26 protein-coding genes, 1 tRNA gene and 1 pseudogene are annotated in these 25,888 nt (G+C 70.8%); 8 read left to right on the forward strand and 20 right to left on the reverse strand.

Going from position 1 to position 25,888, the window contains the following annotated elements; all coding sequences use genetic code 11:
- Positions 1–232: 232 nt before the first annotated feature.
- Positions 233–1,303, forward strand: coding sequence for an ATPase BagA (gene bagA / locus J2S46_RS19000; RefSeq protein WP_307352792.1), 1,071 nt, complete (start codon positions 233–235; stop codon positions 1,301–1,303).
- Complete coding sequence (gene bagB / locus J2S46_RS19005; RefSeq protein ID WP_229912368.1) at positions 1,300–2,520, forward strand: ATPase BagB; 1,221 nt, start codon at positions 1,300–1,302, stop codon at positions 2,518–2,520. Before bagA ends, bagB begins: the two co-directional genes overlap by 4 nt.
- Positions 2,521–2,554: 34 nt before the next feature.
- On the opposite strand, the gene J2S46_RS19010 is transcribed toward bagB, so the two are convergent.
- On the reverse strand, positions 2,555–2,878 hold the full coding sequence (locus J2S46_RS19010; protein WP_033333275.1) for a WhiB family transcriptional regulator: 324 nt from the start codon (positions 2,876–2,878) through the stop codon (positions 2,555–2,557).
- A gap of 413 nt (positions 2,879–3,291) precedes the next feature.
- On the opposite strand from J2S46_RS19010, the gene J2S46_RS19015 reads away from it, so the two are divergent.
- On the forward strand, positions 3,292–5,589 hold the full coding sequence (locus J2S46_RS19015; protein ID WP_229912370.1) for a transglycosylase domain-containing protein: 2,298 nt from the start codon (positions 3,292–3,294) through the stop codon (positions 5,587–5,589).
- Between the two features lie 185 nt (positions 5,590–5,774).
- Here the strand turns inward: J2S46_RS19015 and J2S46_RS19020 are convergent, their stop codons facing one another.
- On the reverse strand, positions 5,775–6,230 hold the full coding sequence (locus J2S46_RS19020; protein ID WP_191288936.1) for a GatB/YqeY domain-containing protein: 456 nt from the start codon (positions 6,228–6,230) through the stop codon (positions 5,775–5,777).
- Positions 6,231–6,669: 439 nt separating this feature from the next.
- Here J2S46_RS19020 and J2S46_RS19025 point away from each other — a divergent pair, with 439 nt between their 5' ends.
- The 3 genes from J2S46_RS19025 (at position 6,670) to J2S46_RS19035 (ending at position 9,155) form a co-directional block, all read left to right on the forward strand.
- Entirely contained in the window at positions 6,670–7,899 is a 1,230-nt protein-coding gene (locus tag J2S46_RS19025; protein ID WP_191288937.1) for an LPXTG cell wall anchor domain-containing protein, read from the forward strand.
- A gap of 128 nt (positions 7,900–8,027) precedes the next feature.
- Positions 8,028–8,969, forward strand: a complete 942-nt coding sequence (locus J2S46_RS19030) for a metallophosphoesterase (protein ID WP_191288938.1) — start codon at positions 8,028–8,030, stop codon at positions 8,967–8,969.
- Positions 8,970–9,081: 112 nt separating this feature from the next.
- Positions 9,082–9,155: transfer RNA gene (locus J2S46_RS19035), tRNA-Pro, on the forward strand.
- Between the two features lie 118 nt (positions 9,156–9,273).
- Here the strand turns inward: J2S46_RS19035 and J2S46_RS19040 are convergent.
- The 17 genes and pseudogenes from J2S46_RS19040 to J2S46_RS19120 form a co-directional block, all read right to left on the reverse strand.
- Positions 9,274–10,785, reverse strand: a complete 1,512-nt coding sequence (locus J2S46_RS19040; RefSeq protein ID WP_191288939.1) for a LacI family DNA-binding transcriptional regulator — start codon at positions 10,783–10,785, stop codon at positions 9,274–9,276.
- A 62-nt stretch (positions 10,786–10,847) separates the two neighbouring features.
- Entirely contained in the window at positions 10,848–11,189 is a 342-nt protein-coding gene (locus tag J2S46_RS19045) for a helix-turn-helix domain-containing protein (protein WP_229912371.1), read from the reverse strand.
- 172 nt (positions 11,190–11,361) lie between these two features.
- The gene (locus J2S46_RS19050; protein WP_191288941.1) at positions 11,362–12,621 is read right to left on the reverse strand and encodes a DUF3631 domain-containing protein; all 1,260 of its coding nucleotides are present in this window, start codon (positions 12,619–12,621) and stop codon (positions 11,362–11,364) included.
- Positions 12,618–13,496 (reverse strand): bifunctional DNA primase/polymerase, encoded by an 879-nt coding sequence (locus tag J2S46_RS19055; protein WP_191288942.1) that lies wholly within the window; start codon positions 13,494–13,496, stop codon positions 12,618–12,620. Before J2S46_RS19055 ends, J2S46_RS19050 begins: the two co-directional genes overlap by 4 nt.
- A gap of 78 nt (positions 13,497–13,574) precedes the next feature.
- The gene (locus J2S46_RS19060) at positions 13,575–13,934 is read right to left on the reverse strand and encodes a hypothetical protein (protein WP_229912373.1); all 360 of its coding nucleotides are present in this window, start codon (positions 13,932–13,934) and stop codon (positions 13,575–13,577) included.
- Entirely contained in the window at positions 13,931–14,092 is a 162-nt protein-coding gene (locus tag J2S46_RS19065; RefSeq protein ID WP_307352931.1) for a hypothetical protein, read from the reverse strand. The genes J2S46_RS19060 and J2S46_RS19065 overlap by 4 nt, the downstream gene beginning before the upstream one ends.
- Positions 14,093–14,710: 618 nt before the next feature.
- Positions 14,711–15,154 (reverse strand): annotated as a pseudogene (locus J2S46_RS19070) (DNA cytosine methyltransferase); the annotation flags it as partial.
- A 44-nt stretch (positions 15,155–15,198) separates the two neighbouring features.
- The gene (locus J2S46_RS19075; RefSeq protein ID WP_191288943.1) at positions 15,199–15,789 is read right to left on the reverse strand and encodes a hypothetical protein; all 591 of its coding nucleotides are present in this window, start codon (positions 15,787–15,789) and stop codon (positions 15,199–15,201) included.
- A 103-nt stretch (positions 15,790–15,892) separates the two neighbouring features.
- Positions 15,893–16,306 carry a hypothetical protein gene (locus tag J2S46_RS19080; RefSeq protein WP_191288944.1) on the reverse strand — a complete coding sequence of 138 codons (414 nt, stop codon included), beginning with the start codon at positions 16,304–16,306 and terminating at the stop codon, positions 15,893–15,895.
- A gap of 37 nt (positions 16,307–16,343) precedes the next feature.
- Positions 16,344–16,535 carry a hypothetical protein gene (locus J2S46_RS19085; protein ID WP_191288945.1) on the reverse strand — a complete coding sequence of 64 codons (192 nt, stop codon included), beginning with the start codon at positions 16,533–16,535 and terminating at the stop codon, positions 16,344–16,346.
- Between the two features lie 156 nt (positions 16,536–16,691).
- A complete protein-coding gene (gene traB / locus J2S46_RS19090) occupies positions 16,692–18,767 on the reverse strand; it encodes a plasmid transfer protein TraB (protein ID WP_229912375.1) in 2,076 nt (691 codons plus the stop codon).
- Positions 18,768–18,808: 41 nt separating this feature from the next.
- A complete protein-coding gene (gene traA, locus J2S46_RS19095) occupies positions 18,809–19,447 on the reverse strand; it encodes a plasmid transfer protein TraA (protein ID WP_191288946.1) in 639 nt (212 codons plus the stop codon).
- A gap of 22 nt (positions 19,448–19,469) precedes the next feature.
- The gene (locus J2S46_RS19100; protein ID WP_191288947.1) at positions 19,470–20,003 is read right to left on the reverse strand and encodes a hypothetical protein; all 534 of its coding nucleotides are present in this window, start codon (positions 20,001–20,003) and stop codon (positions 19,470–19,472) included.
- Between the two features lie 53 nt (positions 20,004–20,056).
- Positions 20,057–21,076 carry a hypothetical protein gene (locus J2S46_RS19105; protein ID WP_229912377.1) on the reverse strand — a complete coding sequence of 340 codons (1,020 nt, stop codon included), beginning with the start codon at positions 21,074–21,076 and terminating at the stop codon, positions 20,057–20,059.
- Positions 21,073–21,231, reverse strand: a complete 159-nt coding sequence (locus J2S46_RS19110) for a hypothetical protein (protein ID WP_191288948.1) — start codon at positions 21,229–21,231, stop codon at positions 21,073–21,075. Before J2S46_RS19110 ends, J2S46_RS19105 begins: the two co-directional genes overlap by 4 nt.
- Positions 21,228–21,545, reverse strand: a complete 318-nt coding sequence (locus J2S46_RS19115) for a WhiB family transcriptional regulator (RefSeq protein ID WP_307350610.1) — start codon at positions 21,543–21,545, stop codon at positions 21,228–21,230. Before J2S46_RS19115 ends, J2S46_RS19110 begins: the two co-directional genes overlap by 4 nt.
- Entirely contained in the window at positions 21,545–21,787 is a 243-nt protein-coding gene (locus J2S46_RS19120; protein WP_191288949.1) for a hypothetical protein, read from the reverse strand. Before J2S46_RS19120 ends, J2S46_RS19115 begins: the two co-directional genes overlap by 1 nt.
- 594 nt (positions 21,788–22,381) lie before the next feature.
- On the opposite strand from J2S46_RS19120, the gene J2S46_RS19125 reads away from it, so the two are divergent.
- On the forward strand, positions 22,382–23,230 hold the full coding sequence (locus J2S46_RS19125) for a GntR family transcriptional regulator (protein ID WP_191288950.1): 849 nt from the start codon (positions 22,382–22,384) through the stop codon (positions 23,228–23,230).
- Complete coding sequence (locus J2S46_RS19130; RefSeq protein ID WP_191288951.1) at positions 23,227–23,913, forward strand: HAD family hydrolase; 687 nt, start codon at positions 23,227–23,229, stop codon at positions 23,911–23,913. Before J2S46_RS19125 ends, J2S46_RS19130 begins: the two co-directional genes overlap by 4 nt.
- A 181-nt stretch (positions 23,914–24,094) precedes the next feature.
- On the opposite strand, the gene J2S46_RS19135 is transcribed toward J2S46_RS19130, so the two are convergent.
- On the reverse strand, positions 24,095–25,588 hold the full coding sequence (locus J2S46_RS19135) for a NaeI family type II restriction endonuclease (protein ID WP_191288952.1): 1,494 nt from the start codon (positions 25,586–25,588) through the stop codon (positions 24,095–24,097).
- Between the last annotated feature and the right edge of the window lie 300 nt (positions 25,589–25,888).

Here is a 25,888-nt window from a genome sequence, read left to right on the forward strand (position 1 = left end):
GGGCCCGGTCCCTGGTTACCCTCGCGGGAGGGCACCTCGCGGTGCCGGCCCTCGGAACGGACGGAGACGGAGCGTGGCACGCACCCCCGACCAGGCGGCCCGGCGCGACCCCGGCGGGGGAGCCGGACCGCGGACGGAGGACCCGCGGGGCGGTGGGCCGGCCGGCGGAGCGCCCGAGGACGCCGCGCCCGCGGACCGGACCGGCGAGGACGGCGACTGGGAGGGCGTCCGGCTGCACGTGGTCAGCGGGAAGGGCGGCACCGGCAAGACGACCGTCGCCGCGGCGCTGGCCCTGGCGCTGGCCGCCGAGGGCGGCCGCACCCTGCTGATCGAGGTCGAGGGCCGCCAGGGCATCGCCGAGCTGTTCGGCATCGCCGCGCTGCTCTACGAGGAACGCCGGATCGCCACCGTCTCGCGCGCCCAGCTCGGGCTGCCGGCGGACGGCGGCGAACGGCGGGCCGGGCGGAGCACGGCCGGCAAGGCGGGCGGGAAGCCCGCCGGCGGGGGCGGGGAGGTGTTCGCGCTCGCGATCGACACCGAGCAGGCCCTGCTGGAGTACCTCGACATGTTCTACAAGCTGGGCCGGGCCGGGAAGGCCCTGCAGAAGACCGGCTTCGTCGACTTCGCGACCACCATCGCCCCCGGTGTCCGGGACGTCCTGCTGACCGGCAAGGCCTGCGAAGCGGCCCGCCGCAAGGGCGCCGACGGCCGCCGGGCGTACGACGCGATCGTGATGGACGCGCCGCCGACCGGCCGGCTGACCAGGTTCCTGAACGTCAACTCCGAGGTCGCCGGGCTGGCCAGGTTCGGCCCGATCCACTCCCAGGCCCAGGCGGTGATGCGGGTGCTGAAGTCGCCGGAGACGGCGGTGCACCTGGTCACCCTGCTGGAGGAGATGCCGGTGCAGGAGACCGTGGACGGCTTCACCGAGCTGCGGGAGGCCACGCTGCCGGTCGGCGGGGTGCTGGTCAACATGGTCCGGCCGCCGATACTGGACGCCGCCGCGGTGGCGGCCGTGGACGGCGACCACCGCGAGGAGGTCGCCCTGGCGCTGGCCGAGGCGGGCCTCGGCGGCCGCGCGCGCACCGGTGCCACCGTCCGGGCCGCGGTCGAACCACTGATCGACCCGCTGCTGGAGCAGGCCCGCGAGCACGCCGAGCGGGTCGAGCTGGAGCGCGAGCAGCGCGCCGATCTGCAGCACCTCAAGCTGCCGACCTACGAACTCCCGCTGTTGAGCGAGGGCGTGGACCTGGGCGGCCTGTACCGGCTGGCGGGCGAGCTGAAGCGGCAGGGGGCGGCATGACGACGGGCGGCAGGAGCGACGCACGCGGCGGCGCGCGGGGCACGACCGAGGACGGCGCGCGGGCCCGGGGCAACGGGCTCGCCGTCGACCGGCTGATCGACGACCCGGAGACCCGGATCGTGGTCTGCTGCGGCTCGGGCGGCGTCGGGAAGACCACGACGGCGGCGGCGATCGGCCTGCGGGCGGCCGAGCGCGGCCGGAAGGTGGTCGTGCTGACCATCGACCCGGCCCGCCGGCTCGCCCAGTCGATGGGCCTGACCGAGCTGGACAACACCCCACGGGTCGTCAAGGGCGTCAGCGGCGACGGCGAGCTGCAGGCCATGATGCTCGACATGAAGCGGACCTTCGACGAGGTCGTGCTCGCCCACGCCGAGCCCGAACGGGCCAGGGCGATCATGGAGAACCCGTTCTACCAGTCCCTGTCGGCCGGCTTCGCGGGCACGCAGGAGTACATGGCGATGGAGAAGCTCGGCCAGCTGCGCGACGCCGGCGAGTGGGACCTGATCGTCGTCGACACCCCGCCGTCCCGGTCCGCGCTGGACTTCCTGGACGCGCCGAACCGGCTCGGCTCCTTCCTGGACGGGAAGGTGATCCGGCTGCTGGCCGCGCCCGCCAAGGTCGGCGGCCGCAGCGCGATGAAGTTCCTGAACGTCGGGATGGGGCTGCTCACCGGCACCCTGGGCAAGATCTTCGGCGCCCAGCTGCTGACCGACGTGCAGACCTTCGTCAGCGCGATGGACTCGATGTTCGGCGGCTTCCGCGAGCGGGCCGACCGCACGTATCAGCTGCTCAAGGCGCCGGGCACGGCGTTCCTGGTCGTCGCGGCGCCGGAGCGGGACGCGCTGCGCGAGGCCGCGTACTTCGTCGACCGGCTGGAGGCGGACCGGATGCCGATGGCCGGTCTGGTGCTCAACCGGGTGCACAGCACGGGCGCGCCGCAGCTCACGGCCGAGCGCGCGCTGGCGGCGGCCGAGGCACTGGAGGAGAACGGCTCCGAGACGGCCTCCCCCGAAGCCGAACTGCTGGCGGCCGGACTCCTGCGCCTGCACGCCGAGCGGATGCAGGTCATGGCCCGCGAGCGGCGCACCCGGGACCGTTTCGTGTCGGTGTACCCGGACGTGCCGATCGTCGAGGTCGCGGCCCTCCCGGGGGACGTCCACGACCTGGACGGGCTGCGCGCCGTCGGCGAGCTGCTCGGCGGCGGCACCGGGGAGTGACCCGGCGCCCTGCGGCCCACACCGCCGGCGGGGCTCAGCCCGCCTGCGCGTAGTCCGTCAGGATCACGCCGGTCGCGAGGGACTCCTCGTACTCGGTGCGTGCCGTCTCCAGCAGGCGCCGCCAGGACATCACCGTCGGGCGCCGGCGCAGCAGCGCCCTGCGCTCGCGCTCCGTCATGCCGCCCCAGACCCCGAACTCCACCCGGTTGTCGAGCGCGTCCGCCAGGCATTCGGTCCGTACCGGACACCCGCTGCACACTGCCTTGGCGCGGTTCTGCGCCGCCCCCTGGACGAACAATTCGTCCGGATCACTAGTGCGGCAGGCAGCCTGCGCACTCCAGTCGTCTACCCAGCCCATGCCGGCGCCGTCCTCTCCCGAATCGAGGCTCCCCCACGGCGGCAACGGCATATTCACCGTTGCCAGTTGAGGACGTTACGGAAGAACGGCAGGTTGCAACAGCCCCTTCGGGCCCAATCTCGAATGACCCGATTGGACTATGGGTACCGGCTAGCTCACTCGTTGGAGTGATCGCAGGTCGCAGGCCTTGCCAAGAACACACCGGCAACTCTCGCCACGCGGGCCGCCACGGACAGTCACCGTTTCGGCGGTGCCGCACCCGTGCCAACCACGGCAGACTCGGGCATTTCGGGCAAAGCTCATCACTCACAAGAGTGAAGGAAGCTCACACAGCGAAGCTGTCGCAAGCTTGTGACAAGCGTAGGCGAACACCTGCCCCCATGTGCGGTATTCGGAGACGTAGTGTTCTCCCCATGGCACCGAAGCGCCCCATGGCATCCCAGCGCCCCGGCAACCCAGGAACCCCGAGCGGCGAGCACCGCGGTTCACCGCTCGACAAGGCGGGGCTCGGTATCAAGTTCCTGGGTGTCAGCGTGCTGTCCGGAGTGCTGCTGGCCGGCATGGCGCTGCCCGCCGTCGGCGCCCTGGGGCTCACCGCCAAGAACACCGCCGAGAGCTTCGCGAACATCCCGGACGACTTCAAGACCCCGGCGCTCTCGCAGGCGACCCAGATCTTCGACGCCAAGGGCGGCCTGATCGCCAAGGTGTACGAGCGCGACCGGACGGTGCTGACCGCCGAGCAGATGGCCCCGGTGATGCGCCAAGCCCAGGTCGACATCGAGGACGCCCGCTTCTACGAGCACGGCGCGGTCGACCTCAAGGGCGTGCTCCGCGCCGCCAGCAAGAACGCCGAGAGCGGCACCACCGCCCAGGGCGCCTCCACGCTGACCCAGCAGTACGTGAAGAACGTCAACGTGGAGAAGGCCGGCGACGACGTGGCGGCCGTCCAGGAGGCGCAGCGCAAGACCCTGGGCCGCAAGATCCAGGAGCTGAAGTACGCCATCAAGCTGGAGGAGGACCTGACCAAGGACCAGATCCTCACCAACTACCTCAACATCACCTTCTACGGTCACCAGGCGTACGGCGTCGAGGCAGCCTCGCAGCGCTACTTCAGCAAGACCAACAAGGACCTGACCGTCCCCGAGGCCGCGATGCTGGCCGGGCTGGTGCAGAACCCGTCGGCGTACGACCCGGTGCGCTTCCCCGAGGCGGCCCTGAAGCGCCGCAACGTGGTGATCGACAAGCTGCTGGAGAACAAGCACATCACCGCGGACCAGGCCAAGGAGGCCAAGGCCGCCCCGCTGGGCCTGAAGTACAAGGACCCGCAGAACGGCTGCATCACCGCCAACGCCGGCATGGGCTTCTTCTGCGACTACGTCCGCCACGTGGTGAAGCAGGACCCGACCTTCGGCAAGAGCGCCGCCGAGCGCAAGAAGCTCTGGGACCAGGGCGGCCTGAACATCTACACCACCCTCGACCCGGACAAGCAGGCCGCGGCGCAGAACGCCGTCACCAAGAAGGTCAAGGTCACCGACCCGGTCTCGGCCGCCGCCACCATGATGGAGCCCGGCAGCGGCAAGATCCTGGCGATGGCGCAGACCCGCCCCTACGGCCTGGACCCGAACAAGAACCAGACCGTGGTCAACCTCAACGTCGACGCGTCGATGGGCGGCGGCAACGGCTTCCAGACCGGCTCGACCTTCAAGCCGATCCTGGCGGCGGCGGCCCTGGAGTCCGGGATGCCCCCCACCCAGGCCTTCCCGTCCGAGAACCGGATCGACTACCCGTCGATGACCACCTGCGCCGGCACCTGGAAGAACAACGCCAAGGGCAAGGACCGCAGCGTCGGCAACGAGTCCGCGAGCGAGGTCGGCCCGTACGAGCTGAAGGAGGCGATGGCCAAGTCGGTCAACACCTACTTCGTCCAGATGGAGCAGCAGGTCGGCCTCTGCGCGATGAAGCAGATGGCCAACAAGCTCGGCATCAGCCAGACCGCCAAGGGCGACCCCTTCGTGGAGGTCCCCTCGATGGTCCTCGGCACGCTGGAGCTCAGCCCGCTGACCATGGCGAACGTCTACGCGACCTTCGCCGCCCGCGGCAAGTACTGCACCCCCGTCGCGATCAGCAAGATCACCACGGTGGACGGCAAGGACGTCCCCGTCCCGCAGAGCACCTGCAGCCAGGCCTTCTCCGAGGGCACCGCGGACGCGCTCAACACCGTCCTGCTGAACGTGACCGAGAAGGGCACCGGCGCCGCGCTCCAGCTGGACGACGGCCGCAAGATCGCCGGCAAGACCGGTACCACGGACAAGAAGAAGGCCGCCTGGTTCAACGGCTACACCCCGCAGCTGGCCACCGCGGTCTGGCTCGGCGGCCCGGCCGGCGGTGTGGAGATGAACAACATCACCATCGGCGGGCACTACTTCGACACCGTCTTCGGCGCCAGCGGCCCCGGCCCGATCTGGCAGATGGCGATGAACCAGGCCCTGGCCGGCTCGCCCAAGCAGGACTTCGTGACCATCAACATCCCGGACCCGGCCCCCAAGCCCGACCCCAACGCCACGGCGCCCGCGACCCCGCCCAGCGGCGACGCGGCGGCGAACGCCGCCGGCGGGATGATCGGCGGCGGCTTCACCCTCCCGCCGGGCATCATCGGCGGCGGCAACGGCAACGGCAACAACGGCGGGAACGGCAAGCCCGGCGGCCACTGACCGGGGCCGGACGGCGGCGGGCCCACCCGCTCGCCCGACCGGCCCCGCGCCAGAACCACCGCGCCAGAACCACCGAGGGGGCGCCTCCCGGATTCGGGAGGCGCCCCCTCGGGCGTTCCTGACGTGTACGGCGCGGCCTGCACGCGTCCGGGCCCGGGCCGGCTGCGGGCTCCGGTGCGGGCGGGTCAGCCCGCCAGGGCGGCCCGGACGGCGGCGGCGACCCGACCGCCCTCGGCCAGCCCGTCGACCTTCGGCTTCACCAGCTTCATCACCGCGCCGATGCCCTGCGGCCCGCTCGCCCCGCTGGCCGCCACCGCCTCGGCCACGACGGCCGTCAGCTCCTCGTCGGAGAGCTGCTTGGGCAGGTAACCCGCCAGCACCTCGCCCTCGGCCCGCTCCCGCGCGGCCGACTCCGTGCGACCGGCCGTGTCGAAGGCCTCCGCGGCCTCCCGGCGCTTCTTCGCCTCCCGGGCGAGCACCTTCAGCACCTCGTCGTCCGAGAGCTCACGCTTCGTCCTGCCGGCCACCTCCTCGCTGGTGACCGCGGCCAGCGTCAGCCGGATGGTGGAGGAGCGCAGCTCGTCCCGAGTCCTGATGGCAGCCGTGAGGTCCTCATGCAGCTGCTCCTTGAGCGTCGTCATGCCCCCGAGTCTCGCACCTGGCGCGACGGATCGCCCCGGATTAAGCGGCAGGCCGGAACCGCCGAAGGAAATTCCGAAGAAATCCCGAACCCACCCGCAACCCCGAGCCGCGCCACACGTCTTCATAACCGGGGGGCGGGAAAGCGCCCCGAGGAGCGAGGCGGACGGGAACCCGCCCGCACGACCGGCAAGGCCCGCAGCACCGACAGGACCAAGCAGGACCAGCAGGACCAGCAGGACGAACGGGACGAACGGGACGACGGCACCGCACCACGGGCAACCGGCGGGCGACCGCCCGCCCGAGAGCAGACGGACGGGAAACCGTCCGAGTACGGCAAAGCACCGCGCGGCCGCCGCAGAGATTCGGCCCGCCGCACATCCACCGGCACCGCCAATCGCTGCTGACGCATGCCTGCAGCCGGAATTCAGGGGGAATTCGATGTCCGTCACCACCCGCACCCACCGCCCGCGCCGCACCCTCACCAGGGCCGCCACACTCGGGGTCGTACTCGCCGGGGGGACGCTCCTGCTGCCGGCTCCCGCCGCCTTCGCAGAGGTCGCGCCGCAGGCCAAGCTCACCGTCCAGGCCCCGGCCTCGGTCGGCTTCGCCGGGCAGCCGGTCGAGTTCACCGAGACCATCAGCAACCCGACCGCCGAGGCCGCCGGGTACCACCTCTGGCTGGACACCACCAGCGCCCTGGGCACGCCCCCCGACGCCATCGTGATCGACTACAAGGACCCGGCGGACGGCGCCTGGAAGTCCGTCCCCCTGGAGTTCACCACCGCCGAGGCCGCCCACTACGGCGGCATGCTGCCCTCGGACGTCACCGTCCCCGCCGGCGGCAGCACCACGCTGAAGCTGCGCATCGGTGCCCCGATGGGCCGGCCCCACGACGGCGCCAGCAACGGCGGCTTCCCGTCCATCGACCTGCGCTCGGCCGTCTCCGCCATCGACGGCTCCCACGTCGCACTGGACCAGTCGACCAAGACCATCGGGGTCGACTCGATCACGACCTCGCTCGCCCACGTGCCGGCCACCGCCGTGGCCGGCGGCGCCCCGATCGAGTTCGACGCCGTACTGGCGAACCCGACGCTCTCCGACTACATCAACGTCGGCAACGTCCTCTTCACCGACCCGCACGCCACCGTCCAGGTCCGCAAGGCCGACGGCTCCTGGAGCAAGCTCGCCCAGGTGCTCCCCTCCGAGCCCGACGCCCGGCCCGGCGTCTACCTGGAAGGACGCGACTCCTCCATCCGCACCGGGACCACCACGACCACCCGGGTCCGGGTCTCCTTCGACGCGACCACCCCGGCCGGCGACACCGAACTCAGCCCGTGCGTCTTCGTCAACGAGGGCAAGGACACGCCCTTCCGCGGCACCACCAACTGCGTCCGGGGGACGAAGGTGAAGGTCACCGCAGCCGCCGCGACGCAGTCCCCGGCGCCGACGCCGAGCACCACCGCCCCCACCACGCCGGCGCCCTCCGCCTCCGTCCCGGCGGCCACCGCTTCCGCCACCCGGCCCCCGTCCGACGCCCCCGCCGCGACCGACGACCAGCTCGCCGAGACCGGCGCGGGCCGGGCCCCGGCACTGCTCGCCGCCGGCGCCTCGCTGCTCACGGCGGGCGGCGGCGCGCTGTGGCTGGCCCGGCGCCGCCGCAGCGCCTGACGACGGCCGGGGCGCACGCGGCCCATGCCGTTCGGCGCTCCCGCCGCCGGTGCGCGGCCGGTCTCTCCCGGGCCTTCGGGACCGACCGGCCGTGCACCGGCTGATCCACCGTCTGAGAGCATGGACCGATGCGACCGCTGTACTCCGTCCCCCTCGGACTCGCCGCCACCGGCGCCGCCTGCCTCGCCTACTCCGCCGGGTACGAGGTCCGCTCGTTCCGGCTGCGCCGGATCGACGTGCCCGTCCTGCCGAAGGGCGCCCGGCCCGTCCGGGTGCTGCAGGTCTCCGACATCCACATGGTGAGCGGGCAGGAGAAGAAGCAGCGCTGGCTGAAGAGCCTTGCCGGACTCCGCCCCGACCTCGTGGTGAACACCGGCGACAACCTCTCCGACCCGCTGGGCGTACCCGCCACCCTGGACGCGCTCGGGCCGCTGATGGACTTCCCCGGTGTCTACGTGTTCGGCTCCAACGACTACTACGGCCCGGCCCGCAAGAACCCGGCCCGCTACCTCTCCGCGATGCGCAGCGGCAGCCACGGCCTGAACAACCCCGACGGCACCGGCAAGCGCGGCATCACCGGGGCCGTCCACAACCCGTGGGAGAAGCTCCGCGACGGCTTCGACGCCGCCGGCTGGCTCGACCTCACCAACCGGCGCGGCCGGCTGCCGATCGGCGGGCTCGACATCGAGTTCACCGGCCTCGACGACCCGCACATCCGCCGCGACCGCTACGCCGAGGTGGCCGGCGGCCCGTCCGCCGACGCCGACCTCTCGCTCGCGGTCGTCCACGCCCCGTACCTGCGGGTCCTGGACGCCTTCACGGCCGACCGCTACCCCCTGATCCTGGCCGGCCACACCCACGGCGGGCAGCTCTGCGTCCCCTTCTACGGCGCCCTGGTCACCAACTGCGACCTGGACGCGAAGCGGGTCAAGGGCCTCTCCACCCACCAGGCCGGCGGCCGCCGCTCCCACCTGCACGTCTCGGCCGGCTGCGGCACCAACCGCTACACCCCCGTCCGCTTCGCCTGCCCGCCGGAGGCCACCCTCCTCACCCTCGTCGCGGCCCGCTGATCCACCCGCTGACCTGCACCGAAGGCTCGCCGGGAATCGGATTTCGTCTCCCGGCGAGCGTCCGGTAGAGTTCTACTCGTTGCACCGGAGACGGAGGCAACACCAGCAGGACCGGGGTGTGGCGCAGCTTGGTAGCGCGCTTCGTTCGGGACGAAGAGGCCGTGGGTTCAAATCCCGCCACCCCGACCCAGTAACACCAGCTCAGGGCCGGTGTCCTTCACAGGACACCGGCCCTGACTGCTTGTCGGGGGCCTCTCTGGAGAAATCCTGGAGAAGATCATGGAATCTCTCTCCAGAGCGGCCCCTACTGGCTCCCCTTCAGCAAGGCGTCGAGGACGGCCACGGGCGAGCCGGGGGCCATCCGCCGGCGGGCTTCCAGCGCGGCCTCCCAAATCTCGGTGAGGCCCTCGGTCAGTTCCTCGCGCATCTCCGTCGTGACGTGCGAGTAGCGGGCCTGGACCGACCCGTCCATGTGCCCCATCCGCTCGTCCGTCAGCACCTTGGGCGTCTTCAGCTTGTCCAGCAGGATCTTCTGAAAGTGGCGCTCGCTGTGCGGCGTCATGCCCTTGGCGATGGGCATCCAGCAGGCGTCCGCGCGCGCCGCGGCGCCGCGGCCCCTGGCTGGCACTCCCGGCCAAGGTTCGGCCAGCACCGGCACCGGGTGGGCCTCCTCCTTCCCGCGCTTCGGATACCAGCCGGTGACCGCGGGCTGGAAGAGCCAGGTGCCGAATCCGGAGCGCCGCCAGTGCCTCGCGCGCTCCCCCGCTGCCGCATTGCGCACGTACCCGAGGTCCACGATCGCCTGCTCGACCCGGATGCGGGTGGCTTCGGCCACAGCGTGCGGCCGGTTCAGCACGTTGGAGACCGTGCCTGTGGAGACAGCGGCTCGGCGTGCGACGTCGACCAGCTTGGCCCCGGGGCGCTGAGCCGCCCCGTTGGCGGCGCCGTGCCCGCTGAACACGTAGGTCAAGCCGTGGCAGTCGCAGGGCTCCGGGGAGGTCCGGTTGATGTGCCCGGTCAGCAGGTCGGTGATGAACCGCGGTGAGTCGAGGGTCCGGTAAGAGTCGTCCTTGGGCGGGCAGCGGTGCAGTTCCCCCGAGTCCAGCTCGTACAGCTGGTGCTCGACCCGTACGGTCTTCGGGCGAACGTACTCCGTCTCCAGCCCGACCAGCTCACCCCACCGCATCCCCATGTAGCCCTTGGTGGTGACGCCCACGAACTCGTCGTCCCGCCCGGACAGCAACGAGGCACGCTCGGCGATCAGCAACAGGCCCAGCGCATCGGTCACCACCTTCTCCGGCCCGCGGTTCCTGGACCGGCCGGCGCGGCGGCCGCGGCCCCGGCGCCGACTGGCTGGGTTCGCCTCACGCATCCCGTCCTCGACGGCATCGCCCAGGATCAGGTGCAAGGTGCTCCGCCAGGTCTTGATACTGCTCACCGCGTAGCCGCGTTGGCGTTCATTCTTCGCCCACTCCTCGATCTGGGCGCGCGTCAGATCCACGATCGCGATCTGCTCGAACTCTGGGAGCAGGTGTTCCTCGATGTGTCGCCGATAGTTCTGCATGGTCGACGGCGCGAGGTCTTGCAGGGCGTACCAGTCGTTGGCGTACTCGCCGAACGTGGTCCGGTCCGTGGCTACCGGCTTCTTCAGCCCCGCCAGCAGCTTCGCTTCCTCCGCGTCGGCAGCTTTCTTCGCGGCGGGCTTGGTACGGAAGCGGATGGCCTCGCCGGCGGCGTCGCGCACGGTGGCGTACTTACCGGGCGCGGCCTTGTACCGACCGCGCCAGTAACTGCCGAGGTTCTCGGCGTATCCCAACTTGTTCCCCCTGCAAAGGGCGTGCCGCCCGGTTATGGGACCGGGCGGCACGCAGTGAATGATCAGGCAGCTTCCGTCTGCTGGTGGAGCCCGGCCCGGCGCGGCACCCGCGCACGGAGACGCGTTGCGGCCTCAACCGGCTGCTGGGCCCGGGAAGGCTTCTTCGCAACCTGCGCGGTGGCACTAACGGACTGCGGCGCCGGAGCCAGGGCCGGCCGGGTCTCGTAAAGTCGGACGATCTCGGCGAACTGCTCGGCCGTGAAGCGGTAGGAACGCCCGGGCTTGGTGAACGGGATGCGTTCGCGCCGCGCCTGCTCCTTGACCCACCACTCGGACATGCCGAGAGCCTTGGCAATGTCCGCCGGGCGGTACAGGGTCGGCAGCGCGTTCTGCGTCTGGGGCAAGATCAACCCTCCCGAAATTTCGACGGGGCAGCCTTCGCCCCCTTCTTCTCTGGCATCCGCTACTGCCGCTACTGCCGCTACCGCCCAGGTCAGAGGCATGATTTCGGTAGCGGATTGGGTAGCGGTAGCGGATTGGTGCCGCTCCCGCCGGGTGGCGGGAGCGGCAGGGCGTCTACCGGAGCGCAGCTTCCGCAGGGCTGGTCTTGGGGGTGAGTAGCGGATCCGTATCCGCTACCGGTGGGCTATCCGCTACCGAAAAGAGGGTTCTGACCTGCGCGGTAGCGGGGGTAGCGGCAGTAGCGGATTCCTGGGAGCGGGGCGGGCAATAGCGCAGCCAGGCGTCGGTGAGGTCGGCGGCGTAGTAGCCCTTGGCGCTGCTCTTGGGGCCGGTCTTGATGTTGCGGGGCTTGATGGGGTCGTTGTCGGCGGTGACGTAGTCGCCGAGCATCCGGGCGAGGGCGCGGGCGGTGATGGGCTTGCCGTCGAGGTCGGCCCAGGGGGCGTCGTCCAGCTCGGCGAGCTTGTTCAGCAGGTCGGCGCTGAGCATCCGCTCCGCGCCGTTGAAGATGTCCCGCAGGTCGGTGAGTAGGCGGATGCCGATGGAGCCCTTGTCGTTGGCCTTGGCGGCGGTGACGAGCTGGACGCAGGCGGCGCGGGCCCGCTCGGGCCAGTTGCCGCCGGCGGCGTCGGCGACCGCGATGAGCGGCTCCCACACGTCGGCGGGGCGGTCGCTGATGCCGTCGGGAAGTTCGGGCCATGAGTTGTGGAGCTGGTCGCGGACCGTGCCGGCCCAGGTGGCGAGGCGGTCGCGCAGGACGTGGCCTTGGGCCTTGTGGATGCGCTCGCGGAACGGTTCGACCTTCTCGTTGGGGGCACGTCGGCGCATCCGGACGATGACGGAGCGGCTCATGATGGTGTCGGGCAGGTCGCCCAGGCCGCCCATGGCTAGGGCGGCGTAGACGGGGAAGGGCTGGACGGTCTGGGTGGAGCCGTCGCCGACGCACCGCAGGACGACGCCGCTTCGGCGGTGCCCGGAGTTGATGAGGCCGCGCAGGTCCTCGTTTCCCGCGGCCTTGGGGCCGAAGGTGGTGTCGATCTCGTCGAAGAGGACGGTCGGGCGGGCCTCGCTGTCGGACACCGAGCGGAACAGCGCGGCCGGGCTCACGTCGGTGGTGAGCATCGGCCGCGGGGTGAGGGTTTCGATGATCTCCAGCGCGCGGGTCTTGCCGCTGCCGGGCTCCGGGGAGAGGAACGCGATGCGCGGGGTGGACTCGAAGCAGTCAAGCAGGTGGGTGTGGGCGTCCCACAGGACCACGGCGACGTAGGCGGCCTCGGAGGGGAAGACGTTGAAGCGCCGGTGGTGGGCCTCGACCGCATCCAGCACGGCGGCGCCGTCCTCCGTGGGGCTGTTCGGGTTGCGGGTGTTGGTCATGCGGCCCGTCCTGCGGTGGTGTTGGCCAGGCCCCATTCGAGGCCGGAGCGGATGGTGCGGGCGGACTCGGTGTCGCTGATGCCGGCGGCCTGGGCGGCGGCGGTGAGCCGGTTCTCGACCTCGGTGCGGGTGAGGTGGCGGGTGGCGACCATGCGGGCCAGGGAGCGGGCGGCGCCGACCAGGGCGTGGTTGCGGCCGCCTTCGCCGGTGGTGGCGACCTTGTCGCACTCCCGGTCCAGCGCGGTGTTCGCCCACGCGGCGGGGTCGGAGATCCGCCCCGACGCAGCCGCGGGTGCAGGCCGGGCGGTGGTGCTCCTTTCGCTGATCAGCAAAAGAGCGGGAAGGGGCAGGGGCGGCAGGTCGAGTTCCACCCGGTAGACGCCGCCGTCCACGACCGAGCCCGGGGCGACGACGTAGCCGCCGGCGGACCGGGTGTCGATCAGCCACCCGAGCCTGCCGACCGTGTTGGGCTGCACCGGGCCGGCGGGCGCGGCGAAGTACAGGTGGCGTCCGTTGCGGCAGGTCCGGACCCGGAACGTCTGATCGGGCACCGACTGCTCGGCCCGGTGGAAGAGTTCGGCGAACACGTCGGTGCCGTCCGTGATCCCCGGCTCCGCCCATTCCGCCGGCGGCCGGGCCGCCGACGACTTCGGGGTGTCGAGGTCGATCACGACCAGAGCGGACGGGCCGCACGCGATGCCGACGTTGAACGGGCCGGTGGCCCAGCAGCGGCGGATGCGGGCCGGGTCGGTGGTGGCGCGCTGCTCCCAGCCGTGGACGGCGGGGCGCTTGGTGTTCGGGGTGAGCGGGAAGACGTGCCAGCCGCGCTCGGCCGCGCCGAGGGCGGCGGCGAGCAGGGCGGGTTGTGCGCTCATGTGGGAGGTCCCCTCGGTCGGGGCCCGGCCCCGGGGGCGCTAACGCGTCGGGTGGCGGCCCCGGGGCCGGGCTGGGTGTCAGAGGTCGAAGAGGGCGTCCGGCTCGGCGGCGGGGGCCGTGGCGCGGTGGGCCTTGTGGGCGGCGGTGCGGGTGGCGTGGTGGCAGTCGGGGCACCAGGCGGCCAGGCGCTGCTTGGGCAGGGCGGCGGCCTGGTGGTCGGGCAGCAGCAGGTCGGCCGGGTCGGCGGGGGCGGCGATGAGGTGGACGGTGCCGCCGCCGTGCCGGTGGTTGAGTCCGGCATGCTGGCGGGGGCAGCGGCCGCCGTCCTTGGCGTGGTTCTTGCCGCAGGTGCCGCGGCACTGGCAGCGGCCGGCGGCGGCCGCCATGACGGCCTGCCACAGGTCGGGGCAGGCGAGGGGCGGGATGCGGTCGTTCACGCGGCGGCCTCCGCCCCGGGGAGGGGGGTGGCGCGGGTGTGGAGGATGCGCAGGGCGGCGGCGGCCTGGGCGGGCAGGACGCCGTTGCCGAGGGCTTTGAGCTGGGCGGTGCGGTTCAGCCCGGGGACGGCGGTGACCCATCCGGGTTCGAGGCCCATGAGCCATTCGACGAACGGCGGGCTCAGGCGTCCTCGATCGTCAGTTGGCCGGGGGGCGGGCCGCCCGCAGACCTGCGCCCATCGCGTGATGGCCTCGGTGTAGGGTCCCCAATCCGTGCCGCCGCCGAGGGAAGTGTCAGATCCCCCTTGGAGCCGCGCTGGTTCGGGCCGCCCTTGGTGCCGTCCGTCGCCCTCGGCGTGGGCGGCAGGAGCCTGGCCGCGTCGATCAGTGTCTGCCCGTGGCCCGAGCCGTAGGGCATCCCGTCCGACCGGAAGTTCGCCGTCGCCCGGGAGTCCGCCACAGTCGGTGTGGGCAGCAGGGCGCCGATCAGGGTCGGGTTGCCCCGGCCGTACGTCGCGCTCCGCCGCTCGCCGTCCGCTGTCACCGGGGTGGGCAGCGGGGAGACGGTGTGTCGCAGGTTCATCCCGCCGCGGGCGGCGTGTCCGGTGCAGGTGGCCTCGGAGACCGTCGGGGTGGGCAGCGGCCGCACCACGTTCGGCAGGGCGTCCGGGAAGCCCGGGCCGCGGCGGTCGCGGGCCCTGGGGGTGCGCAGGCCAGGCGAGGAGGAAGACCCGGGTGCGCTGGTGGGGGGCGCCGACGTCGGACGCTCGCAGGCTGAGCCATTCCGCATCGAACCCGAGGCCGGCCAGGTCTCCGAGTACTGCGCCGAGAGCTCGAAGAGTGAGGGGGCGTCCTGTTGCCGGGTCCACACCCGCAGTTCCGGGTTCCACCGCACGGTCGGCATTCGCCGAGAGGAGCCCTTTGACATTCTCGATCACCACCGTTCGGGGCTTCAGTTCGTGGATGGCGTGGGCGACCTGCGACCAGAGGCCGGAGCGAGTGCCAGCCTTGAGGCCGGCGCGCTTGCCGGCGCTGGAGACGTCCTGGCAGGGGAACCCGGCGGTGAGGACGTCCACCGGTTCCTGCTCGGCCCAGCGCACGGCGGCGATGTCACCGAGGTTGGGGACATCGGGGTGGTGGTGGGCGAGGATCGCGGACGCGCCGGGGTCGATGTCCGCCACCCACGCCACCGAGCCGCCGAACACCTCCCGCACGGCCATGTCCAGGCCGCCGTAGCCGGTGCACAGCGACCCGATCCGCAGGCTCACCGCCCACCCCCGACCAGGTCGGCGACCAGGTGGGCGTTGGCGTTGGCGTGCTCCACCAGGTTCCGGATCATCTGCTTGGCCTGGCGGGTCATCGCGGGGCCCGGCCGGGCGCCCGACGGCGCGATGAGGACGTGCTGCGGGACGGGCACGTAGAGGGTGGCGGTCAGCAGCAGGGCGGGGCGGTCGAGGTCCCGCTCCACGAGGCGCAACCACCGGTCGGTGCTGATGTGCCAGGGGTCGCGTCGCCAGTCCTCGGGCCGGGTGGCGGGCCGGTGGGCGAGGACCTGGTGGTGCAGGGGGACGTCGATTCGGAGCGCGATCTGGTCGTAGTCCTCGCCGGTGGTGATCAGGGCCAGGCCGTTCAGGTCGGGGCGGATGCGGACGTAGCCGGGGGACATGACGGGGCTGGTGGCGATCCGCCAGACGGCGTGGGCGAAGTCGAGCGGCCGGAGCGGGTCGCCGTCGTCGTGGAGGTCGCCGGCGTTGACGGCGAGGTAGGCGCCGAAGCGGGAGTTGCCGTTGGAGCCGTTGGCCTTGTCGTACTCGTCGTCGGCGAGGGCGAGCATCTGGGCGGCGAACTGGGGCATGCTTGGTCCGATCTCGTCTTGAACGGGGTCGAGGACCCGCAGCAGCCGGGAGTTCCCGGCAAGGTCGTCCGGCTGCTGCGGGTTTCGTGCTGTCCCGGGCGGGTCAGCGGTTGCGGTTGGTCATGCGGTTGGAGACGTTGAGGCTCACGTTCACAGCGCCGCCCCGCCCGCCCCCGCCGCCGTTGCTGTTCTTCAGCAGCCAGGCGAGGGCGAGGACGGCGGCCAGGCAGCCGAGCCCGGTGGTCGCGGCCGCGACGGCCTGGAGCAGGAACGCGACCCCGACACCGGCGGCGCCCACACCGATGCCGCCGCAGAGCAGCCGGGCGGGCCACGGGTCCCGGGCCGGGTCGGCCGCGAACTGGTGCTGGGCGGCGAGGTACGGCGCCTGGTGGAGCACGACCGGTGCCGCGGGCTGGTAGGGGACGAGGGGCGCCACCGTCTGCGGGTTGGTGGCGTAGAGGGGGTGGCCGTCGGCGGTGTAGAGCACCGGGGCGGCGCTCGGCTGCTGGTAGTTCATCGGTGCTCTCCTGTTCGGGGCCGTGCGCGGGCGTAGATCAGTGGAGGGAGGCGAGCAGGTGGGCAAGGGCGGTGAGGCCCTGGTTCACGGGCCCGGCCAGGCCGGTGCTGGCGGCGGTGAACCCGGACAGCCAGATGGGCACGGCGGTCATGGCGTTGGCGCGCTGGGTGCGGACGAGGATGATCGTGATGAGGCCGAAGACGACGGCGGCGGACGCGGTGATGAGCACGGCGAAGCAGCCCCTTCCGGGGTGTCAGATACAGCGCTGGGTGGGGTGTCAGGTCGGGTGACAGAGGGGTGACAGTCGCCGACTGTCACCCCTCGCGCGCACGCGTTACCTGGGGAAATGGGCCTCGGGTGACAGTCGGCGACTGTCGCCTGTCACCTAGGCGACCGAGGTGCGCTCGGGCACGATCTCGTAGCGTCCGGCCCGGTCGGTCTCGCGCAGACGACCGGTGAGGACCATGTCGGCGACCTGCCCGGAGACCCACTGGCGGGAGCGGTTGAAGCGGTCGCAGTGCTCCATGAAGTCGGTGGGGCCGACCTCGGTACGGCCCTCGTCCTCGAACTCCGCCAGCAGATCGATCATGGCTGCGCGGGCCTCCTGCTGGCCGAGCTTGCGGGCCGGCGGCCCGGCCGGCCGGGCGGCGAGGGGCAGGATCGTGCGGACCTCCGGCAGGGCCTGCTCCGGGTCGATCCACTCCCCGCCGTCGTCCTCGTCCGGCTCGACATCGTCGTCCATGTCGTCCCCCGCAGTGAGGTGGAGCGGCCCGTCCTCCTCGTCCCACCCCTCCAAGTCCGCCTGCCCGGCCGCCGCCGGAGCGTCGGGGAGGGCCGGGAGCGGGTGGCGGGTGCGCTTGGTGAACGCCGGTCCGGCGGCCCTCGCGGCGGCGCCGGCGGTGATCGGGTCGCAGGTCGAGCGGATGTCGGCGAAGGTGACGGCGGCCCAGTGCAGGTAGTCGGTGGGGGTGAGGTAGGAGCGGGCGGGGGTGGCCCAGAACGTCTCCGGGACGCCGTTGGCGACGAGGTAGGAGTAGCCGGGCTTCTTGTCCTTCCAGGTGTGCGGCGCCGCCCCGGCGTCCAGGGCCTCGTCGGGGAGGGCGAATCCGGCGTCCCGCTCGTCGCGGACCCCGAACACCCAGGAGGACCCGAAGGAGGCGCGGGAGTCGGTGGAGACCTGCGTGCCGGAGGCGCGTTGGAGGGAGATGACCAGGGAGATGCCGGCGGAGCGGGCTTCCTGGGCGATGCCGGTGAACACGTCGTCGTCGGTCTCGCGGATGGTCTTCGCGGCCTCCTCGAACCACGCCACCAGGTACGGCATCCCCGGGGCCCCGTCGGACTGCGTCTCGGCGCACGCCGGTTCCCACTGCTTGTAGCCGTACTTCGCGAGCCACGCCGTGCGGGCCGGGATGGACGCCCTGAGGGCTTCGATCATGGCCTTGGTGGAGTTCATGTCCAGTGCAGCCCAGTCCAGCGAGGGCAGCAGCGGGCCGAGGGTCTGTTCGGCCTTGGCGGGGTCGGACGCCCACACGATCACGTCCCGGCGGGTGACGACCTCGCCGAGGACGGTGATGCCACCCTCGGACTTCCCCGAGCCGGTCATCCCCATGACGATCAGGTGCATCGCGTTGCGTCCCGCGGTGGGGTCGCCGGGGAACCAGAGCAGGGCGTGGGTGCCGTCCTCGTAGATCCCGACCACGATCGGGTCGGCGATCGACCCGCCCGGGGAGGACGGGCCGGGGAAGGCGACGGTGTTCTTCAGCAGGTCGGTGGGGACGACGGTGACGGTGGCGCGGGAGGAGTCGTCGGGGTCGGTGGTCATCCGCACCGCGTTCCGGGCGACCTTGAACGCGCCGGCGAGGCGGGGCAGGGCCTTGGCCACGTCGTCGGGGGTGAGTTCCCCGGGCGGCAGCTGGAGGTCGAACGTCGCCTTGTTCGGGGCGGCCTTGGCGCTGGTGACCATGGTCTTGGCGAGTCCGACCTTCTCCAGCAGGCCCTTGTCGGGGCTGTTGGCCTGGCCGTCGGCGTTGACCCGCAGGATCTGGCGGATGTTCCAGGTGGCGGCGAGCGCCGGCGCGCCGATCAGGTAGAGGCTGCCGAGCGGGCCGGTGGCGGGTCCGGCGAGGGCCGCCGCCGTGAACCAGGAGGTTCCGGCGGCGACCGTGATCGCCGAGTGCAGCCGCCGCTGCTGGGTGGTTGACTTCCCCGCCCACCAGGTGGCGGCGGTGAGCCCGACGGAGGCGAGGGTGAGGCCGGCGGACGCCGCGGCGGAGCCGCCCCACAGGGCGTAGGCGGGCAGGGACAGGATGCCGGTGCCGCCGGCCAGCAGCCACGGCGGCAGGTAGGGCTTGGCGCGGTCGAGCAGGTACTCACCCACCCCACCACCCCCGCCCCGGCCGTAGGGGCCGGGGTGGTTGGGGTCGAGGTGAAGCGGATGAACGCCCTGGTTGGTGCCGGACACGGTGACCTCCTTCAGGGGTCAGTGCGGGACAGAGGGGCTGGTCAGGCGCCGAAGTCGAAGGACCGGCGCGGCGGGCGCGGGCGGCCGGAGCGGTTCAGCTCCGGGTCGAACTCCCGCTGGAACGAGGCGTAGGTGCGGGCCGCGTTCTTCGCGGCGTCCTTCGCGTCGTCGGCGGTCTTCTTCAGGTGCTTCGCCACCCGGCGGGCCCGCATCTGGCCGCTGAACGGCCGCCCGTTCGGGTCGGGGACCTCCTTCAGCACCGCCTGCAGCACCTCCGCGGCCATGGCCAGCTCGAACGAGAGCTGGAGGAACGCGGCGCGGGCGTTCTCGCAGTAGTTGCGGATGTCCGCGTTGGTGAAGAACTCCGGGTCACCGAGCGGCGAATGCGTCCGCCCGCCGCCGCGCTGGCCGCCGCCCTGCGCGCCGGGGTTGGCCTGCCCGATCCCGCCCGCCCCCGGCGTGCGGGCGCCGCCCGAACCGAGCCTGCCACCGCCGGAGTTGTAGTGGAAGTGGTACTGATTCCCGCCGTCACCACCCTGCCCGCCGGCCGGGCGGCCGGCGCCGCGGCCCCGGGTGCCGCCACCGGGGTTGCCCTGCGGGGACTGCGGCGGTCGGACGTAGTTCTGTCCGGCCTGGAACCACTGCTGCTGGTTGGGGTTGTTCTGCGGAGGAACGCTCACGACGGTGCTCCTTCAGGTGTGGTCAGGGCTGGAGCGGGACGGTGGGCACGGTGCGGCGCGAGCGCCACCACGCGGCCTGGCCGGTCGCGGTGGCGGCGGCCCAGAGGCCGAACAGCGGCCAGTTGATGGTGCCGAACAGGCACGCGGCGCCCGTCCAGAGCGCGACGGCGCTGGTGAGCAGGACCGGAAGGCGTAGGGCACGGGCCCGGCGGCGCACCGCCGAGCGCGGGTGCCAGCGCCGCACGAGGGCCCATCCGGCGGGGACGAGCAGGGCCGGGACGGTGAGAACGATCCCGGCGGCCGGCGCCGCGACGGACAGCAGCCCGGCGGCGGTGAACAGGCCGAGCGCTCCCCACGTCGGCGCCCAGGCGGCGCGGTGGCGCCACAGGGCGCTGCCGGTCGCGTAGGCCAGCTGTCGGCCGAGGGTGGGGCGTTCGGGGATGACGACGACCACGGGGGCGGCGCCCCGGCCGAGGTCGATCACGTGGGCGGACGGGCCGCGCCGCCCGCGCTGACGGGGGAGCTGGACCTTGGTGGTACGGACACGCGAACGCATCGGACACTCTCCAAGTCGATTCACATGCGGGGGTGTTGGGTGGTGCGCTGTTCCTAGGCGGCGAGCGGTCCGGCCTGCGGGCCGGTGCCGCGGTCGGCGTCGAGCCGCTTGTAGATCCGGCCGACGAACGACGGGGCGCGGGTGGCCCGGCGGGCGGCCTCACGCTGGCTGACGCCCTCGCGCCAGCACTCCTCGATCACCGCGGCAGCCTCCGCCTCACCGAGCCGGACGAGCGCCGGTTCCTCCCGGTCCTCGTCCTCGGCATCCGCGGTGGGCACCTCCTCGGGCGGGGTGGGCACCGCGGTGGGCACCTCCTCGCCGACGTCGGGCACCGGGGTGACCACCGGGCTGTCTGGGTTCGCTGCCGGGCCCGCGGGGAGCATCCCGGCGGCAGGGTGGGCGGTCCGGGTGGGCACTTGTTCGGTGCCGGTGGGCACCTGGTGGGCGGTGGGGGTGTTCACCGGCGGCGGGAGGAGGTGCTTCGGGACCTTCCAGACGACCGGAAGCGGCTGCGGAAGCGGCCCGTTCCCGACCGGCGGGAAGGCGGTGGGCACCTGCTCCGAAGCGGTGGGCGCCGGGGTGTTCACCGGCTCCCGGGGCGGCCCCGCCGGAGCGCTGGTCGGCGGTGCGGCGGGGGTGTGGGCGAGGCGGGCCAGGGCCCGGCGGTAGGCCGGACCGGCCTCCGCGACCAGCAGCAGGAGAAGCGGCGGGATGAGGTGGACGACCACGCCCACCAGGTCCTTTGCCAGTGCGGCAGCCCCGATGTTCAGCCACACCGTGGCCAGGCCGGTGACCCACCGGAAGGCGGCCGGCCAGCGTCCGCCGCTCACGCCGTAGCGGGCGAGGGTGCCGTCCGACTGGAGGCTGAGGATGAAGCAGCCGTCGGTGCCGAGCGCCATGATCGGGCCGGTTCCCCAGCCCGGGGAGTGCGCGTCGATGAACGGCGCGGCGGTGGACATGCTCACCATGACCACCGCCCCGGTCAGCAGCCACGTAAACCCGGAGATCGTCCGCGAGGTGCGGTCGATCTGGGCCTGGGTGGGCACCTCGGTGGGCACCCGGTGGCCGCTCACCGCCCACCGCCGGTGGGCACCTCGGCGGCCACCGGCCCCGCGGCGTGCTGGGCGGCGGGAGCCGGGGGCTGCTGGGCGGCGGCCCGGGCGCGGCGGGCGGCGTGCTCGCGCACCCGCCGCAGGGCCTCATCCGCCTGGGAGAGGGGGGTGGTCACGCGGCACCGCCCACCGGGTTGAGAGCGACGGCGGCCGCCGCCTTGCGGGACCAGGCGCCGCGCTCGGTGGGGTCGAGGCCGCCGAAGACGCCGTGCGGCTCGTCCGTGGCCAACGCGTAGGCGAGGCAGGCGGATCGCACCGGGCAGCCGGCGCAGATCCGCTTCGCCCGCACGGCGCCGACCTCGTCACCGGCCTCCGGGAAGAACGTGTCCGGGTCCGGGACGTCCCGGCAGGCGCCGGCGGACAGGTCCGGGACAACGTCGAGCAGCGGGGGCATCGTGACGCGGGCGACGCGCCGGGCGGCGGCCGCCATCAGGCGGCCCTCCACACCTGCACCCGGCGGCGCTCGGCAGCCGTGCGCATCAGGGCCTTCGCGTACCGGGCCGCCTCCGGCGCCAGGTCCCGCAGAACCTCGGTGGCCACCGCCAGCCGCGTCCGGCGGTCGAGGTCGTCCTCACCGTCGGACCCGGCGAACAGCTCCACATCGATGCCGAGGGCCAGCTCGGCGAACTCGGAAGCCGTAGCGGCTTCCTGGCCTGCAACAATCAGTTTCACGGGTCTGCCTCTTCTCGGAGGTGAGTAGGCCCTGAGGGGCTGCCGCGCTCCGGCCAAGGAAGGCGCGGCAGCCCCGACTTATGGGCCGGGACCACACGTCGTACGACGAGCAGCCGCGGAACCCGACGTCCGCCGCCAGTAGCGGTGTACGCCGGGAACCGTGAGTGCTGGTCAAGAGGCCTCACCGGAAAATGCCACGGTGAGGCGATCTATGGGACTCGCGGACGATCAGGCCCATGGGGACCTCCTCGGGATCGGCAATCAGGGATACGCACTGCAAGGGGGGCCTCGCCCCCACTCTCCGGCCGTTGCTCGCGGTCACCGGGCCACCTCGCCAGTCGGGGCCGAAGCCCCTGTCCCCTGGCCTTTGCGGAGATTGCAGCGTCCTCCGCCTCAGCTCAGCCACCCGCTTGAACGGCTGTCATAGCCGTTCTTCCGAGGGCCTTCGTGCAGTGCAGAGCAGCCCAAAGAAGGCCCCTCCGCGTCGATCCCGCTTCTCTCGGTGACGACACTCACAACTTAGAGAACCTGCTTAGGCAGGTCAAGAGGGTCGGGTTTCTCGCGTCTGTTGGGCACCTGTCCTAGCATTGGCGCATGGCCCTAGACCCGGATGACTCTCGCCCCCCGTATCAGCAGGTCAGCAGCTCTCTGCGGGCCTCGATCCTCACGAAGAAGCCGGGTTTTGAGACCGGCGACAAACTTCCGTCTGGCCCTGAGCTGGCCAAGCACTTCGGTGTGGCGCGCGGCACTGTCGACAAGGCCCTGGACCTGCTCCGCACAGAGGGGCTGATCATCACCCGCCAGGGAAGCGGCTCGTTCGTCCGGGAGCGCACCTCACGCCCGGTCGGGCTTAGGCCACACCTCGAAGCCGCCTTCGAGCAGCAGAAAGTCACGCTCGACTTCGCTGGCTTCTCCAGCGAAACCCTGCACAACGCGCTCCAGGAACCGCTGGACAAGATCCGCTCAGGTCGGCTGACCCCAGAGGCCATCACTGTGCGCCTGCTGCTGCCGGATACCACAGCGCCGATGGCTGTCCCTGTGCTGGTCGACGGGCTCAAGGATGAGGTGGCACTTCGCGAGCGGGCGCGGAACATCGCGCTGACCAACGCGGGAGGCATCGCCCACTCGGTGGAGGTCCTGGCGGAGCTTGGGCTGGTGCAGTCAGCTAGCGTCCAGGTCAAGGTTCACCAAGCATCGAGCCTGTTCAAGCTCTACATCCTGAATCGTTCGGAAGCGTTCTTCGGCTTCTATCCACTGCGCGAGCGGACCATCGCGGTCGACGGCGCGGACCACACCTTCTACGACGTGACTGGTAAGGACACCACCCTGTTCCACCACGCTGCCGGTCCGGACGAAGCGTCACTCGGGTCGCAGTACGTCCAGCAGGCCCAGATGTGGTTCGACAGCGTGTGGTCCACCATCGCCTACGAGCGTCAGCCATGAGCGCCACCCCACAGCTGCTCGCCGACGTGCTCCGGCCGGCGAAGCACATCCTGCTCGACTTTGACGGCCCGGTGTGCTCCGTCTTCGCCGGCCTTCCCGCTCCCGAAGTCGCACGGCGGCTTCGGGACGGTTTCCTCGCCGACGGCGGCCAGGCCCGGTCCGGAGACGAGGAAGAAAACGATCCACTCGCCCTGCTCCGGCTAATCTCGGCCACTCGACCCGACCTCACGGAGGGTGCAGACGCCGCCCTGACTGCGCTGGAGACCGAGGCTGTCCGGGTTGGCCGGCCGACCCCAGGCGGAGAGTCGGTTCTGCGCGCCTGCGCCCGCTCCAACCGACTGGTCTCAATTGTCAGCAACAATTCGGGCACGGCTATCAAGGCCTACCTATCGGAGCACGGTCTCGGTGACTACGTGGCGGGTGTCTTCGGGCGAATTCCCGGTGACCCGTCGTCCATGAAGCCAAGCCCACGACTACTGCTCGAAGCTATGGAAGCCGCAGGCAGTGGGCCGGAGCGCTGCGTCTTCATCGGTGACGCAGCCCGCGATGTGGAGGCCGGGAAAGCAGCCGGCGTACCCACGATTGGTTTCGCTAACAAGCCGGGGAAGGACCTCAAGTTGGCCGCCGCTGGCGCTGTTGTGATTTCCGACTCGATGCAGCTCATCGCGGATACTCTTATCTGAACATATTTCAACTCTCCTGGCGGCATTCGAGGCTCCGGCTCAGCTCCCGAAAATCAAGGGCTGCGGGTAGGAATCTGACCTAAAGCGCAAAAGGCTAGGGTTCGGCAACACGTCATTGCCGTACCCTAGCCACGCAGTCGTTCCGCAAATTCAGCACGAGGGCGACTCGACTGACAGAAGGTCAGTGCAGACTCCTGTTGCGGGCCAGCCAGTGCACACCAGGAATTCGTTCAATATGGACCTGGAGTGCCCCGCGAAGGCTGGAGGCACCACGCAGATGCTCCTCGGCCGCAAACAATCCAGCCGAATATGAATTCTTCGTGCGATCATATCGAACAAATAGGAAAACGGCGCCTACCATTTGCCAGTTCACCATGATGGCGGACCGTCGACTTGTATATTTAAAGACAACGGGAACCCCTTCTACCAGGAAATCACCAAACTCGCTGCCGACGAATTCGAACCTCTGGGCGATATTCCGGCTGGTCAAAACAGAGGCGATCATTCCATCGCTGCTGACAGCCCGGTGATCCGATGCAGCATCGCCGCTCGCATCGGACAGTGCGATCGCAAGCGCGTCGCGGACGCAAGATTCCAGGAGATCACCCTGCGGATCGGTAGCATGGAATGCTGCTACCACCTTAGAGAGGCCCCCATCAACGCTAAGGTCGGCGCTGGCCGGAAAACTTTCGATCTCGTCAGCAACCTGGTCAATCTCTTCGAATGTAGAAGCATTGATCGGAATATTCAGGTAGCTCTCAATGCCATCGAAGAACTCGGCAGCAGTTTCGATTCTCAGGCGGGATCCAGCCCGCACTCTCATCTCCTCGAACAGTGCCGGCCACGGCCGAGCTGCTTGTCCGGGTCCGGCGGGCTCATACCAATCTTCCTTAGTGTCGTTTGACACGAAGAGAACGAGTTTCGATGAGGAGGATGCGGCATGCTCAATGATCTCTTCCCAAATTAGAAGGTCTCCAGCCTGATCCAGCTCGGTATCCTTACCCTCATCGGAAAATCCTGGAGGGATCCTGTTAGGGAACCTGTAGTCGACTGCGTCGCGTATCCTCCTGCGAACCGTATCGGCGCCCGTAGGATCTGCGATTCGATCGCCAAAGAGTTCTGCGACCTTGGCAAGAATTGGGTCCGATTTGCCAATGCCGTCGACGCTGATATCCTGAGCCCTTTTTAGATTTCCCAGGGATTTCAGGATTCCTGACTTCCATTTTTCGGAAGCTTGCTTAAACTCTTCACGTAGGCTCTCAAGGTCAACCTGGGGCTGAGTATCGCGAGAGTATCGGCCGATGAGGGAAGTCATCTGATCGGAATGTGACGCGATTGTCCTAATGACCTCCGTCGCTCTCTTCTCGGTCAGACTCCGGGCGCGGCCAAGCTCCTCGCTCTGCCGAACCAAGACACGTCGCCTACCATTCACAAACTCCAACCCGACCTGATACGGAAGCCAAAGCTGGGTGGAGACATTCTCTAGAGCCGAGAGGATCTCCAGGCGACTGGTCCTGGTGTACTCATACAAACTGAGAAGAATATTTGTATCGAGAATGATTATGCCGCTTTTGAAGAATTCTGCGCGCTCATCTTCGCCACCCTGCGAATCTCCGTCAATCCATGGCGAGTAGCGCCGAGCGAGTCTGGATTGCTGGAAATCGAAATCTGACACGTTTGCTCCAGCTAGCGAGTTCTAGTGGCATGGGGGCGCTCCCCCGAAGGTTGCCTATCTGGGCGCGCTTCCGCATGGGGAGTCTAGCCATGTGATCGCCACCCCTGGACATCTTTCAGCGAATCGCAGACTGAGCCGTTGCCGAGCGAAACAGCCAAAGTATGATCTTGGCACTCGTCGCGCGTGAGCTCTGACATCAACAAGGTGGAGATGTAGAGGCCCGCTCGGCCCATCCGTCGACTGCCCACTGACTCCGACTGATGGCCTGCCGCCCGATTCGGGCGAATCTGAGTGGGCTTG

The sequence above is a fragment of the Kitasatospora herbaricolor genome, assembly GCF_030813695.1.
Classification (GTDB): domain Bacteria; phylum Actinomycetota; class Actinomycetes; order Streptomycetales; family Streptomycetaceae; genus Kitasatospora; species Kitasatospora herbaricolor.